This window comes from Ruegeria sp. BE1 (assembly GCF_056538885.1).
In genome coordinates this window covers 192,940-207,808 of the sequence record NZ_JBQFTY010000001.1, presented here as the reverse complement: position 1 = coordinate 207,808, position 14,869 = coordinate 192,940, and the positions used below count along the sequence as shown (strand labels likewise).

At 53.4% G+C, this 14,869-nt stretch carries 12 protein-coding genes; 1 reads left to right on the top strand and 11 read right to left on the bottom strand.

The features are described 5' to 3' along the window. Positions 1–743 precede the first annotated feature (743 nt). Entirely contained in the window at positions 744–2,252 is a 1,509-nt protein-coding gene (locus ACR0J5_RS01080; RefSeq protein ID WP_480650010.1) for a sensor histidine kinase, read from the bottom strand. 78 nt (positions 2,253–2,330) lie between these two features. On the opposite strand from ACR0J5_RS01080, the gene ACR0J5_RS01075 reads away from it, so the two are divergent. Next, on the top strand, positions 2,331–3,026 hold the full coding sequence (locus ACR0J5_RS01075) for a response regulator transcription factor (RefSeq protein WP_480650009.1): 696 nt from the start codon (positions 2,331–2,333) through the stop codon (positions 3,024–3,026). A 1,276-nt stretch (positions 3,027–4,302) separates the two neighbouring features. Here ACR0J5_RS01075 and ACR0J5_RS01070 read toward each other — a convergent pair. The 10 genes from ACR0J5_RS01070 to ACR0J5_RS01025 all read right to left on the bottom strand — a co-directional run bounded on the left by ACR0J5_RS01070 (position 4,303) and on the right by ACR0J5_RS01025 (position 14,868). Further along, entirely contained in the window at positions 4,303–4,614 is a 312-nt protein-coding gene (locus ACR0J5_RS01070; RefSeq protein ID WP_480650008.1) for a hypothetical protein, read from the bottom strand. Positions 4,615–5,160: 546 nt separating this feature from the next. Then, entirely contained in the window at positions 5,161–6,789 is a 1,629-nt protein-coding gene (locus tag ACR0J5_RS01065) for a recombinase family protein (RefSeq protein ID WP_480650007.1), read from the bottom strand. Beyond that, on the bottom strand, positions 6,789–7,214 hold the full coding sequence (locus tag ACR0J5_RS01060; protein WP_480650006.1) for a DUF2924 domain-containing protein: 426 nt from the start codon (positions 7,212–7,214) through the stop codon (positions 6,789–6,791). Before ACR0J5_RS01060 ends, ACR0J5_RS01065 begins: the two co-directional genes overlap by 1 nt. Next, positions 7,211–7,465, bottom strand: a complete 255-nt coding sequence (locus ACR0J5_RS01055) for a DUF3489 domain-containing protein (protein ID WP_480628390.1) — start codon at positions 7,463–7,465, stop codon at positions 7,211–7,213. Before ACR0J5_RS01055 ends, ACR0J5_RS01060 begins: the two co-directional genes overlap by 4 nt. A 319-nt stretch (positions 7,466–7,784) precedes the next feature. Continuing rightward, positions 7,785–8,708, bottom strand: coding sequence for a dihydrodipicolinate synthase family protein (locus ACR0J5_RS01050; RefSeq protein WP_480650005.1), 924 nt, complete (start codon positions 8,706–8,708; stop codon positions 7,785–7,787). A gap of 148 nt (positions 8,709–8,856) precedes the next feature. After that, positions 8,857–9,735 (bottom strand): SMP-30/gluconolactonase/LRE family protein, encoded by an 879-nt coding sequence (locus ACR0J5_RS01045; protein ID WP_480650004.1) that lies wholly within the window; start codon positions 9,733–9,735, stop codon positions 8,857–8,859. An 8-nt stretch (positions 9,736–9,743) separates the two neighbouring features. Beyond that, a complete protein-coding gene (locus ACR0J5_RS01040; protein ID WP_480650003.1) occupies positions 9,744–11,249 on the bottom strand; it encodes an aldehyde dehydrogenase (NADP(+)) in 1,506 nt (501 codons plus the stop codon). Positions 11,250–11,262: 13 nt separating this feature from the next. Then, positions 11,263–12,417: a fumarylacetoacetate hydrolase family protein gene (locus ACR0J5_RS01035; protein WP_480650002.1), complete on the bottom strand. Its 1,155-nt coding sequence runs from the start codon at positions 12,415–12,417 to the stop codon at positions 11,263–11,265. A gap of 1 nt (position 12,418) precedes the next feature. Continuing rightward, positions 12,419–13,900 carry an aldehyde dehydrogenase family protein gene (locus ACR0J5_RS01030; RefSeq protein WP_480650001.1) on the bottom strand — a complete coding sequence of 494 codons (1,482 nt, stop codon included), beginning with the start codon at positions 13,898–13,900 and terminating at the stop codon, positions 12,419–12,421. Continuing rightward, positions 13,897–14,868: an ABC transporter permease gene (locus ACR0J5_RS01025; RefSeq protein WP_480650000.1), complete on the bottom strand. Its 972-nt coding sequence runs from the start codon at positions 14,866–14,868 to the stop codon at positions 13,897–13,899. The genes ACR0J5_RS01030 and ACR0J5_RS01025 overlap by 4 nt, the downstream gene beginning before the upstream one ends. Position 14,869: the final 1 nt, after the last annotated feature.

Genomic DNA, 14,869 nt, shown 5'->3' with positions numbered 1-14,869 from the left:
TTCGCTGTTCCGCATAGATCGCAATTCGATTTGCCTGTCCGATTAGGTATTTATCTGTTGCCTGAAAGCTATCGCAGTCGATCGGAAAGCAAATGTAACAAATTGTAATGGTGTGATTTATGTGTTGTTTTCTCACGATGTAGGCGACGGAAGGGAAACGCCTATCACCACGTGGCTATGGCTCTGACACAGGGAGCTAAGCGTCGGACTTCGTTGCCGGATCGGTCAAGGCTAGATGCTTCTAAAAGAGACGAATGGTACGCCGGAGCCGAGTTCTTCGTTAGATCGCGTGCAATCTTTGCTTGTATTCAAGCCTCATCTTAACCCTCAATTCATCGAGGACAGTCATAGGGTTATCAAAATAACTCGGGCTCGGCGAAAATCCGATGCGGTGATCGCGCAGGTTAAGGGGTAAACCCAACGAAAAGGATGACATAGGGCCTTTAGACGAGCGTTGCAAAACGCGCGGGTCTCAACCCTGCTGGACACACACTAAAAGACGAGCGCCCGACATAGGTACTCTGACAAACTCAGATCGCACGTAGTAGCAGCGCGCATCACGGCCGCAAGGCAAGGAAAAAAATCGCCAATGCTGCTGAAAAAGCGTAAAAAACCTATCGAAAGGTTGCTGGAAACCAAACGTGCGAGGACGCTTTAAGTAATACTTTTCTAGTGCTTAAAGTGCAGATATTTAGGAAAATGTGTTTCTTGTTTGAATTTCAGCATGTCCCGCTAGCAGATCTTCAAATTGGCAAACGAACAACAGATCTCAAACCGCCCTCTTGGCGGTTCGAAAGCGAGATCGATCCACCGTGATCAAGGACAATTGTCCTGGCAATCGCCAAGCCAAGGCCGGACCCGTTGGTATCATGTGATAGGCGAACAAAGGGGCGAAAGGCGCTTTCTATTTCCTCTTCTGCAATTCCGGGGCCTGAATCATCAACAGTGATCACCGCCTCCCGGCCCTCGACCGTCAGACTCGCATGTACCGAGCCGCCGTATTTTATTGCATTCTCGACCAGGTTGCGCAGACAGCGTTCTATGGCGTTGGTTCTACACGTCACGATCAGGCGCTCAGGAGTTGTGGCAATCGCGTCTGCGCCTTTGTCTGATTGTTCGTCGATAATGGTGTTGACCAACGCGGCCATGTCGGTTTGCTCCATTTCCCCATCTCGCATAACGGCGCGTGAGAAGGACAAAATCGCCTCTACGATTGACTGAACGCGTCCAAGACACTGCTCGATCCGGGTGCGTGTTTCATTCGGCTTAACATTCTCAGAAAGACGGCCGATTTCGGCAAATGGTCCTGCCAGATCGTGCCCCAACGAACGTAGCAATCCCATTTGATAGTCGATCGACTGGTTCAGGCGTGTGTTCATGTTGTTGAATGCAGAAACGATTTCGCGCGTATCTTTCGAACCCGTCACAGGTATCTCGGGGACAGACTCGCCACGACCCAAGAGTTCTGCATCCGCTGCCAGGCGTCGGAATGGCCTCATGACGCGGCCCCCGACAAGCAATGCAACACCCGCAACGATGGTTCCAGCAATCAGCGAGAAAACCGCAAGACTGATAGTTCCACCTAAAGGCGGTGGCCTCAAGAACTTGTGAACAACAATCCAATTGACGTCATCTTTTGGTTTTAGCGCGATGGTATAGACAGATACTTCGCCGGGTTGCCAGCCTAATGGGTGTACGTACGCAGCCGCTTCAGCTGCTTCGGGAGTGCCTTCCATGTACGGCTCATAGACCCACGGCCGCGGTTTCCCATCCTCAGGTGGGGGGTGCATCATGCGGCGCGGGGCATTTCCTAGAGAAAGCACTTGAGGCGCATGACGTACTGGGGGCATTTCGCCACGTGCAAGGGGTGCAAATTTTGGCAAAAAGTCAAAAGTGCGAGCGCCAACTTGAATTTCCGCGAGCCCCAGATCCCTCAACCAGGTAAAATCCGACAAAGAACCTTCCCATTCTTCGTCGCGTTCGTCCATCCAGTGCAAACCGTCCCAAGGCCCGTAATACACCCAATTGCTTGGATGTTGTGCAAGCGAAACCGCTGTTTCAAAGTCTCTTCGCGATAAGCGCGAGTGTTGGTACAAAAGGGTGGCTGCCAAACTATCCGCCTCGCCAAAGTAATCGTTTTCTTGGCGGAAGTTGTCATTGATCCGATCAACCGCAACAACGGCCAATAGCGATACCATCATTGCTCCGGCAAGAATGAGTGCGAGTTGCACTCCGAGGTTCAATCTGAACATTAGGTAACTGACCTTTCTGCTTCCAAATTCGTGGAAGTGCCTGCATCTTTGACCGAATAAGATGCTATTGGAGAAAGCATGTCCACCCGAACTAAAGTACTTTTGGTCGAAGATGACGGCGATCTTGCTGAACAGATTGTGAAGTTCCTAGAAGAGCAGGACTTTGCTGTCACCCATGTAATCGACGCACGCTCGGGCCGTGACGCCTTGCGCGATTTTGCACCGGACCTTTGCCTGATAGACATCATTCTTCCCGGCGCCAGCGGAAGAGTGTTTTGTAAAGAAGTCGTCGATCAGTCCGACTCTGCGGTTATTATAGTAAGCGCACTATCCGACAGCGAAACCGTAATCGCGCTTTTGGAGCTGGGCGCTGACGACTACATTATCAAACCATTCAATATGGGTGAGATGCACGCGCGCATTCGGGCCGTACTAAGACGGAACACCAAAGCGAGCCCTAAAGCCATTGCCGGCACAAAATTGGGCCCTTGGGAATTTGAAGCTCAAGAACGACGTTTGCGCCATTCGACAGGGTTTACAGTAAGCCTGACATCATCCGAGACCGAGATACTTCGCTTTATGATCGCAAGTCCCGGGACCGTATTCACGCGTGACGATCTGTTGGCCGTTTCGCGGATGCGCCAACATGCCGGCCCAGATGACAGAGCAATAGATAACTTAATCAATCGGCTGCGTAAAAAAGTCGAAGAAGACAGCAGTTCCCCCCGTCATATCGTCACTATTTGGGGTAAGGGATACCGGCTGGATCCGTAGTTCGCGTGAGTTCAAAACACATTGCTTGACCAATTGTAAGTTCGCGCGGGTGTCGAGTTCACACTAAGGTTTGAAAAGAGAAATCCGAAACGCTAACGTCTTCGATTGCGCTTGTTCCAAAAGAAGGCGCCTTAGCCTCCTAAGGCTGCAAGACTACAGTGTTCGAGAAGGTATTCGGTTGGCGTGACGAATAGAGACTAAGTGTTCTAAACTTAAGAGGGTTACGCCTTCCCACCCCCCCTTTTGGGTTGCTCCGATTCACATCTGTTTCAATTTTGGACTCGGTGACTGGTCGAGCAGACCAATCTTTCGAGCAATCGATATTGTATCAAAAGCCCGACAAACTGATCAAGCTCGTCAGCAGAATGAAACATATAGAGTACGTTTCCGTAGCGACTGCACCCTACCAAAATGGCCTGGCATTTTACTAAACGGCCACGGCCAAGGCAGAGATTGCGCATGATACATTTAGTCTAAGGTATCCGAGACTTACATCCATGGACAGGTTCGCCGAACAATGAATTATTACAGGTATGGCTCGATCCCAATGTCTGAGACCTGATTGCCTCATCTCAACCGCCGTTTCCGTAGTTGAGTGAACTCGAACATGGTGATGCGGATCAGGGCGTATACATGGCACTCCTTGCCCGAACTGCATAGCGAAAGGATATTGAAAGTGACTGATCTACATACCAATTCGATCAATTTACGGTTTGTTGTACCCTTTGTTCTCATCGTATGCGCAGGCACCATGGCAAATGCGGGTTCGTTCAAAGTAACGAGTTGCTCGAACTCACACCACGTCCTCAAAGTCAAAGTCTATGACTACGGGGGCAACAAAAACGATGTAGAGACAGACTCCGGCAAAGTTCATACCGGAACAACCGAGTCCTTCTCTTGCTCTACCGACAAGTGTAAGATTAGATTCAAGTCAAATGGCGGCGGCAGCCCGCTCACAAAACAAAGCAGTGCTTCTCACTTCTGGGTTCATGTGAAAGACAACAACAAGCTTCACGAAGAAGCATATGACTTCTGCGATACGGAGTCTTGAGCCGGATTTGATGTTGTTTTGGACGCAAACATGAATTCCTAAGTTGCTTAGCCAGCTTTGCGATTGGCGAGGATACTAGCTTTCCATCGCTCAAAACTGACATCGAATGTATGACTTTCGGATGAGTTTTCTCGAATCGGGGCAATCCAACCTGTTGTTCTTTTTGACTAGAACGACAGCTCTTGTTCGCCTGTATCGTGCAAACTCAAGCCAGTTTCTCGGTGTTCAATTCGCATGAGTTCCTAGGACGAACTTCTGCGCAACGCCGCTTGTCTCTCCGATCAAGTTTGTGAGTTGGAAAGTAAAGAAGAAGATGACGAATGGCGGTGCCAGAATGCCAAGTGCTATATTGCCCGCTGTGAGCCTTCCCCGCCAGGCCATCCAAATGCCTGATAAGATCAGGTAGCTGGCGAAGTCCAGACAAACCTGACTTTGCGAGGTCAAAGTAGCAATTGGCGCAAAGAAGTGCGGCAAGGGGTTTGCCACCGCGAACCGCGTATAGATCAAAATGACGATTGCAATGATGAACCAGATCAACCGAAACGCTGGCGTTTGGCTGTTCGCAAATGCGCACGCAGCATGAAATAGCAATAATCGCGATGGGCTCGCTACGGCCATTCGCTGCATTTCGCGTGAATGTAGGTTTCCGGCTAGGACCACAATTAATTTGGCCCACTCCCACTATTTTCTTCCCTGTTGGCGTTTAAAGAATCCCTGATTTTTGATCAAAGTTTCCCTGTTAAGTGATCTAGGAAAAACTCACGCAAGCCAATGATTTGACGAGCAACTTGCGAATCCACCGCGTCGAAAATGGCGGAATTCACAAGCTTTCCCTGTAAATTCCCTGATAACAGGGAATTCTGCTCGAGACTGGACAGCTCGAGACTGCGTGCACAGCCATGATTTTCCCTAAAATCACGCACTGAATATTTGGCGGCCTATTGGCGCGTATTTTCAGCAGGTTATCATCCGGCTATTCCAGCTGAGACCCGAGTTTACGCGCAACAATGGTCGATTTCGGGCCGCAGTCTCAGTTCGCGATTTCGGCGGTACGAGTTTGGTGACTTTGGGAGAGTCTGTAGATCAGAGCGCAGCGAACTGCTTGCGCTGGTCTGACCAGATAGCCGGGAAGCCGGACTTGATCAGGTAATCCGTGGTCAGACCGTCAGGCTGTTCGCCTGCAGCGATGGCCTCCAGAACATCAGGCGCCAGCATTGCCAGATCGACGACATCCTGCACCCGGCGTTTGGACGTGCCCTCTTCTTCCGCGATTTCTGGAAACGTTCTGCCATCAATGATCATCGCCAACCACCGGCGCGCTTTGATGACATTGCGGACAAGTGTTTGATCGATCTCAGGCGGTGCATCGCCCAGGTGCAGTTTCAGCTCCACACCTCTGCGGCGCATACGGAATGGCGCTTTGATAGTTAGTTCTTCGGCATCAACCTGATCCGCCCTGCACTCCATCGTTCGGGCGAGTGCCCGGGGATCCAGTTGCACGGTCAGGGACCCCTGTCGCAGATCTGCCCGCAAAATCAGGTCGAGGCATTTCCTGACGGACTGGCAATCTCTGAGATGCTCTGCTGCTGAAGCAATTTCGACCGCCGACATATCCAGCGCCATTGATATCACTGCATTCGGTCGGCTCAGATGTTGTCTGACCACTTCGGCCAGTACGTTTTCAAGCTGCTCTGCAGGCAACCGCCATGCATCAGGATGCTTCTGACTGCGATCAGTCACCAGTCGCCCGGAGATGTAGTACCGCAAACGCTTCCCATTTTTGCGACTATGACTGGGTGTCAGCCGATCTCCGGTCTCGTCAAAGAGTTTTCCGGCCAGCAGGGACTGCTTTGCCTTCTGCTTTACTCCACGCTCCCTGGCCGCACCATCTGTAAGTAGCTGTTGCACGTGGCTCCAGACTTCCGGGTCGATAATGGCAGGGTGCTGCCCCTCAAAGACCTGTCCTTTATGTCGGATACGGCCGGCATAGATCGGATTGCTGAGCAAATGATGGATGTGTCCGCGGTCAAAAAACTTACCGCCTGTCACGCGTCCGCCCGGGCGTTCCCGGCGCCGGGACCGGAGCCCCAGTGCCTCCGCCCGCTCTTTGACATCAAGAATGGTTTGATGCTCCAGATAGAGTTCGTAGAGCACTCTTATTGTTGCCGAGTCCTCTTCGTCGATTTTGAGCGTCCGGCCGTCAGCCTGATACCCGAGCGGAGCATTCCCGCCCATCCACAGGCCCTTGCGTTTAGAGGCTGCGATTTTGTCCCGGATACGTTCAGCCGTGACTTCCCGTTCGAACTGAGCGAAGCTGAGCAACACGTTGAGTGTCAGGCGCCCCATACTGGTAGACGTATTGAAGGACTGGGTAACGGACACGAAAGACGCGTCTGCCGTATCAAGGCGTTCGACCAGCTTTGCGAAGTCAGCAAGCGAGCGCGTCAGCCGGTCGATCTTATAGACAACAATCTGATCCACGTGTTTCTCGTCAACAGCCTGCATCAATCGCTGCAACGCCGGGCGGTCAAGATGGCCGCCCGAGATACCACCGTCATCATAGTAATCCGGCAGCAACTCCCAGCCTTCATGTTTCTGGCTGGCAACATAAGCTTCGCAAGCTTCCCGCTGGGCATCCAGCGAATTGAAGTCCTGCTCCAGCCCCTCCTCCGAGCTTTTCCGAGTGTAGATGGCGCAGCGGATACGTCGCATCACTGAACCCCGAAGAAGCGCGGGCCTGACCAGTGCGCTCCGGTAATGTGTTTTGCAATGGCTGGCAGGGAACGCCACGTTTTGCCGTCCATGACGAAACCACCATCGACCACTTCAACCTGATAGGTTCGTCCGTTCCATTCCCGCATCAGATGTGATCCCGGTTTCAGAGCAGGTGGCGGTATTTTTCCCAGCGCGATTTGATGCAGCCGGCGTTCTGTCTTCACAGACAACCCACCCAGTTCCCGGTTCTGCTGCGCCCAGATCAGTACCCGTTTCATAAACTGCGGGGACAGGTATTTTGGGGGCGGCCGACCGAACACTTCCCGCCACTGATCAAGGCAGCCAGAACGGTCCAGATTTTCGATGTCAGCGAGTACTTGCGTAAGGTCGCTAATAGTGGGGCTTGCATCCACAATGCTCACGCCTCCTTCACAATCCGATAGACCGTACCTTTGTCAGATCCAGATCGCTCAACAATATGCCCCGCCTTGCGCATCATCGAAATCGCCGCGCGTGCGGAATGCGGTTGCCAGCCAAAGGCCTTTTGAATCTGCGCAATTGTGGCACCTGCCTTACGGGACAGCAGTTTCTGTAACTGTTGCTGACGCGTGGGGCCACTTCGGGCCAATCTGACAGGTGACGTTTTGGTTTTTGTTCCGGATGCAATTGTCATCGTTATCTCCACTTTGCAGACACAGACTGATCCTGCGCCCTGTACTGAGTGGAGCCCGGGCGACCCGGGCGAATCTTGACCGTCGTCAGTACCGCTTCCAAACAGCCCAAAGTCCAGTTGTTTAAGGTAACATGGCGAGAAGCGGTCATTCGCTGCATTGGCAAATGCGTGAAATTGATTTGGTCAAAGCGGTCATCAACAGACATTGAGTGGCTCACTTAGGGAAATAACTCAAGTTCGGAATGTTGCAGCAAGTTTTGAACAGTTGTTCTAACCACAATGCGGACATTGACGCCACTGAAAGTTAGTCCAGCTCTGGTTAATCGGGCTTGAGATTGGCCAGAGCCTTCACCTGACTGATCTCCTGCTCCTTCAGCGAAACAAGTGGCGGACGAACAAAAGAGTTTGGAACCTTGCCCTTGAGGTAAAGCAGGTGCTTCATTCGGTTGTGCATATCCAGAAACGGGTCCGAATAGAAGTATTGTTGAAAGGGGTAAAGTCTGTCGTTGACCTGGCGTGCGCCCGTAAGATCGCCATTCTGGATTGCTTCAAACAGCGCAACTTGAAGCGGTGCGACAACGCTACCTGCCCCAGACAAAAGACCTGCGGCACCCAAAGAAAGAGAACTCATCAGCCAAGACGAATGGGTCGTAAGCACGTTCACAGGGTTTGCACGCGACTGAAATTCGCGAATGTGGCGTTCATGCCGTTTCGGATCGTTGCACCAGTCCTTTATTGCTTTGACAGTCGGAACTTCGTCAAAAAGCCGCTCCAACCCTTCGAAGGTGAAATGCAGGTTGGACTGCACAGGGTAAACAAACGCGATGAGCGGCAAATCCGTAGCATCAGCAATGTACTTGAAATGCTCAATTGCCATCTCTGGCCTCTGATACCCTCCCATGCCAAGAACGTTCGACGGGAAGACGAGCAAAGCCGACGCACCTGCTTTGTCCCAAGCTTTCGCCAGTCTGGCCGCTTCGAGAGAACCATCTGCGTATACGCCCGAGATGATCGGGACACAGTCACCCACCTCGTCCAGCGAGAAGTCGAGAATGCGGGCCTGTTCATCGAACGTGCAGCTTCCAACTTCTGAGGCGTGGCCATTTACGGTGATCGCTGAAACACCCTCAACTTTGGCAACATCTGCCAGGTGTTTTCGGCTGCTTGCCTCATCAATTGACAGGTCTTCGTTGAAGCACAGCAAAGTGGCCGGGATTACGCCCGTCAGCGATATATCACTCACATTAAACTCCGCCAGTATTCGATTTCTACAGGTTTGATGCCGGCCTCTGAGTTACGTTTCATTCGGCGATCAATAAGGCGAAGCTGGACACGGAACCGTCGCCAAACAGCAAAGAGACCCCTTGGTTTTTGTCGCTTGTTCATGCCGGTCAAGCCCCGAACCTGGGCTCTGGAACACCTTGGATCCCAAGGCCCCGAACGGCGAAGAGCGAACCACGCAAAACACCGTCTCCGGGAAAACGGGGCAAAGGTGGTTTTGCCATTGATGTAACGTAAAGTACGTCCATGTTTGGCCCGCCAAAGTTCACGCTTGTGACTTTCTTCACGGGCATGTCGATCACACGATCGATGTCGCCATCAGGAGTATATCGCACGAGTTTTCCGGCATAAACCTTGGCGTTCCAGAGAAAGCCTTCGGCATCCACCGTCGAGCCATCGGCTCCTCCACCATCCGAAGTGTCGAGCGTTGCAAAGACCCGTCGGTTCGATATTGTTCCTTGGGCAAGATTATAGTCATAGGCCCATATTTCGCCCGCCCAGGAATCCTGAAAATAGAACGTCTTGTCATCAGGCGAGAAACAAGGGCCATTTGAGACGACAAAACCCTCGTCCAGTTTCTGGATGTTGAAATCAGGATCAAGGCGATAGAGCGCCCCAGACGCTTCTTCCTCGCCCATTTCCATTGACCCCGCCAAGAAGCGACCAAGCCTGTCAGTCTTGCCATCGTTCAATCGGTTGTTTGGTTTGTCTTCTTCAACCGATGCAATTGTTTCCACATCACCGGTTTCGAAATCCAGTAAGCTGAATGTGTTGTCCAGCAGAATAACGGCACCTGACCCATCTTTACGGAGCGACAGCGCACCGACCTTCCCGGGTACGTCCCAGGCTCTGATCTCGGTTCCACCTGCCGTGCAGGAGAATATCCGACCGTCCGCCAAATCGACAAAGAACAACCGCTGCAGATCGACGTCCCAGTGTGGGCCTTCACCGAGAGTGGTCTTTAGATCAAGAAGAACGTCGATCTGCATGAGTTTTCCTATCCTATGGCGTCTATTGGCAAGATGCTGTCTGGCATCGCCTGGTAGCAGACAGGGCGAAGCCACCGGCGGATTGAGAGGGTCCCGACCGAGGTTGCGCCGAAGTTGGTCGATGCCGGGTACGGACCGCCGTGAACCATCGTGTCACTGACTTCGACACCGGTCGGGAAGCCGTTGGCGAGGATGCGTCCCGCTTTGCGCTCCAGGATTGGAACAAGCGATGCTGCCAAGTCGGTGTCGCCTGCATCCATCTGCAATGTTGCGGTGAGCTGTCCGACGAATGTCCGTGCAGTAGGTGCAAAGTCCTCAGGCGATGGTAGGCGCACTACAATGCCAAGTGGACCGAAGACTTCCTCGGCCAAGTGCGGTTCTGCCGCCCATGTGTCCAATGTGGTTTCGAACAGATAGGGTGATGCCGCGCGCCCCTCGCAATGGGTGCCGATCACTTCACGCAGGCTTTCAATCCGTTGGACCTGTGCTGCCCCCTGACGATAAGCTTCAGCAATGCCATCCGTCAGCATGGCCTGTTCATCAGTGGTGGCAAGTGCCTTAGCAGCGGCAGTAATGAACGCATCCGCCGCGCTGTCTTGGATAAAAACAACGCCGGGATTAGTGCAAAACTGACCAGCACCCATGGTCAACGATCCGGCCCATGCCGCACCGATATCGGCCGCACGTGCTTTGGCAGCTTCTGGAAGCACAAACACCGGGTTGATGGAGCCAAGCTCACCAAAGAACGGGATCGGTGTAGCGCGGGCCGCACATAGATCAAACAACGCACGTCCCCCACCGAGAGAGCCCGTGAAGCCTACGGCATTGATCAGCGGGTGCTGGACCAGAGCCTCGCCGACATCGCGCCGGCCTCCCTGTATCAGGGAGAATACGCCTTTCGGCATATCGCAAGTCTCTATGGCTGCGGCGATGGCTTGGGCGACAATTTCGGATGTTCTAGGATGCGCCGAATGCCCTTTCACGATGACCGGGCAGCCCGCCGCCAAGGCACTGGCGGTGTCGCCCCCAGCGACCGAGAAGGCAAGCGGAAAGTTCGAGGCTCCGAACACCGCTACAGGCCCAATAGGACGCTGCACCATACGCAGTTCCGGACGTGGCATTGGCGCACGATCTGGCAACGCTTCATCATGACGGCGATCAAGATAATCCCCGGCCCGAATGTGGCTGGCAAAGAGGCGCAATTGGCCCACGGTACGTCCACGTTCGCCTTGTAGCCGCATTTCTGGCAGACCAGTCTCTGCGCTGCCTACTTCAGTGATGGCGTCACCACGTGAGTCGATTTCGTCAGCAATCTTTTCAAGGAAAACTGCGCGGTCTTCGCGCGACGTTGCACCGTAGATTTCAAATGCATCTTCCGCAGCCCGAGCCGCTTGTTCGACCAAGGCAGGGGTGCCTACCGAAAACTCATTGGGTTCACCGGTCACGGGTTGCGATGAGAAACGCCCATCGGTTTCAACCCAGTTTCCTGCAATATAGTGTTTGCCAGTCAGCATTTAGGTAAGTTCCTCAAATCAGGTGGCGCGCGGCCAGATTGCGCATGAGGGCGGAGGGGCCAAAGGTCCAAGGCATACACTGTCCGCTTTTGCGAACATCGTTCACCAGCGTGCCAAGGCCGGTCGCAGAAATCTCAACCCGGTCGCCCATCTTGTGTGTGAAACCTTCGCCCGGGACGTCCCGGTCATCGGTGGGAGCAAAAAGCGTCCCGAGATACAGCATGAAGCCATCGGGGTATTGGTGGTTTTCATTGATGGTTTGGGCCACGATATCTGCCGGGTCACGGCTGATTTCAGACATCCGCGACTGTCCGTTCAGCACAAACCCGTCCTGACCCGTGACAGTCATCGTCAACTCGGCGGAACGGACATCATCCAGCGAATAACCGTCATCAAAAAGACGGATGAATGGGCCAATGGAAGCGGACGCGTTGTTGTCCTTAGCTTTGGACAGAAGCAAAGCAGAGCGGCCTTCGAAATCTCGCAAGTTCACATCGTTGCCAATGGTGGCCCCTTGGATAATTCCTTTGCTGTTCACAGCCAATACGATTTCGGGTTCTGGGTTGTTCCAAACTGATTTTGGATGAAGCCCGATCGGCGCGCCCCAACCCACGGCGGAAAGTATCTGGGCCTTGGAAAAGACCTCTGCATCGGGTCCTATGCCAACTTCCAGATATTGCGACCAAAGCCCTTCTTTGATTAGCGCCTGTTTGACCTTCTCTGCTTCCTGAGAACCCGGTTTGATATTTGACAAGCTGGCACCGATCAGATCGCCGATGCGAGAGCGAATGGCCTCCGCAGCCTGTGGATCGCCAGCGGCACGTTCTTCAATAACTCGTTCGACCATTGACCTCGCAAAAGTGACGCCGGCAGCTTTGACCGCTTGCAAGTCGTTCGGCGCCAACAAGTGCATTTGAAGCGAGTCACATTCAGCCGCAATGCTGTCGGCTTCAAGCTGGTTCAGCGATGAAAGATGTTTACCATCTGCGGTTTCAAGATAAGCCGCTGGGGCATCCATCTCCAGTAGATCACGCATGGTAGGCACCTCTCGCGAGGTGATGTCGAACAGATCTCCATCGCGCAAGGCGACCAACACTGGCCCGACATTCGGCACCCAAACACGGCCTACGAATGAACCGGAAATCTCCTTCAAATTCGAACTAACCATGTCAACCGATCCAATGCTCGCGATCACCTAAAGCGACATGGATCGACTTGGTTTCCATATATTCCTCGACACCCATCATGCCGCATTCCCGGCCCGTTCCAGATCGCTTGAACCCACCCATGGGCTGTTCAGGCCCACCTACGATAGTTGTGTTCACCCAGCACCGGCCCGCGCGCATCTTGCGGATCACCCCAAGCGCTTTGTCGATGTTTTTGCTCCAGACGGAGGCTGCCAAGCCGTAGTCCGTGTCGAGCGCAATCGATATGGCTTCTTCCACGGTTTCGAAGGTCATCACCGACACAACCGGTCCAAAAATCTCGTCCCGTGCAATTGCCATATCCCGCGTGACGCCGGAAAAAACGGTGGGCACTATGAATTCGCCACCCGATGGCGACGTGGTGTCGCCGCCGGTATCGAGTGTTGCGCCTTCTGATTGCCCTTTTTCGATATACCCGAGGATTTTGTTGAAGTGCTGCGGTGTGACTATCGCACCCATTTGCGTATCCGGATCAAGCGGATCACCGATTTTCACCCGAGACAGTTTTTCGATCAGCTTTGTCTTAAAATCCTCGGCAACAGATGCTTCAACAATCAGTCGGGACCCGGACACGCAGCATTGGCCAGCGTTGAAGCAAAGCCCAAAGGCAACACCATCGACCGCGTCATCCAGGTTTGCGTCCGCAAAAACGACCTGTGGGTTCTTCCCGCCCAGTTCCAACCCTACTTTTTTGAGATTTGATTTGGATGCCGCAAGCACGCGTTCACCCACGGCAGTAGACCCAGTGAACGAGATCATATCGATGTCCAGATGGTTCGACAGGGCTTCGCCAACGACGGGGCCGGTACCTGTCACCACGTTGTAAACTCCGTCGGGCAAACCTGCCTCGGTCAGGATGTCGGCGAAGATCAAGCTGGTGGTCGAGGTCATTTCGGAAGGCTTCAGAACAACCGTGCAACCAGCAGCGAGAATAAAGGGCAGACGTTCTGCGAGCACGATAAACGGGAAATTCCAGGGTGTGATCAGCCCAACGACGCCGATTGGCTGCTTGGTGACAAGCCCAATCATCCCCTCGCCATAGGCGTTGTGGGTCTCTCCTGTCACCATGCGAGCCATACCAGCCGCCGCTTCATAGTGATCTGCGGCTGCTTCAATCTCGGCCTTGGCCTGGCTGATCGGTTTTCCGGTTTCCAACGTCTCCCAATACGCCATCTCATCCAGACGGTCGCGGATGCCCTGTGCAGCTTTGATTAGAATACGGCCGCGTTCTGCGCCGGGGGTTTCACACCAAACTGCCTCGAACGCTTCACGCGCGGCTGCGACAGCAGTATCCACATCGGCTTGCGTGCACAGCGCAACTGAACTCACGACCACGCCATGCCCCGGGCTGACCCGTTCCAAACGCTCTCTATCGCTACCCTCTTGCCAAGCACCGTTTATGAAGAAACTATTTTCTCGAATGCTAACCGGAAGTGTCTGTGTCATGAGTTCACCTTTGTTGAGTTGGGGCGAAAGCGTTTGATCAGGTCCTTCAATTTACCGCTGGAATAGCTGGCGACGGCGACCGCCAAGACGATACCAATCACGATCCGCTGCCAATAAGGATTGACGCCAAGAAGGTTGAATGCGTTCGCCATCATGCCGATGATGAGTGCTCCGCAAAGCGTGCCAACGACTGTTCCGATGCCTCCCATTAGAGAAACACCACCGATCGCAGCGGCAGCAATTGCATCTAACTCCCAACCGATACCTGTTCGTACGGCTTCGCCCGATTGCATACGCGCGACCAGCATGAGGCCTGCGAACGCGGACAGAAAGCCACTGATCGCGTAGGTTATGATCTTCACTCGCGCGACATTGATGCCCGCAAGGCGTGCGGCCTCTTCGTTACCACCGACCTGATATATCTGCCGACCAAGATCGGTGTAGCGGAGGAAGAAGATGGAAATCGCACATGCGACGAAGAACAACACGGCGGGAACTGGCAGCCCCAGGACGACGCCGTCAGCGAGCAGAAACAGCTCATCAGGCAGTGTTCCGAATATCGGACGACTGTCCGAGTAGGCCATGGCGATACCGCGAACAATAGCCATTGTGGAAATGGTCACGATGATCGGTTGAAAGTTGAAAGCTGTTACGAAATAGCCGTTCAAGACACCTACAAGAACTCCCGCGAGAAGGGCGACGTGGATGCCCACGATTGGGGGTAGCGTTGCGGAAAGCCCTGCAATCAGAACCGATGACAGCGCAACAACCGAACCGACCGAGAGGTCAAGCCCTCCTCCGATAAGCACAAAGCACATTCCAAGCGCGACAAATCCCAAAAGCGACGCCTGCTTCAGAATATTTGTCAGATTGCCCGGGTCGAGGAAAGTTGGTGAAAGGACGCCGAACACTGCGGCCATTAGAACCAGCACCACGACGAAAGGGTATGTTTTGAAGAACTTAGTCATT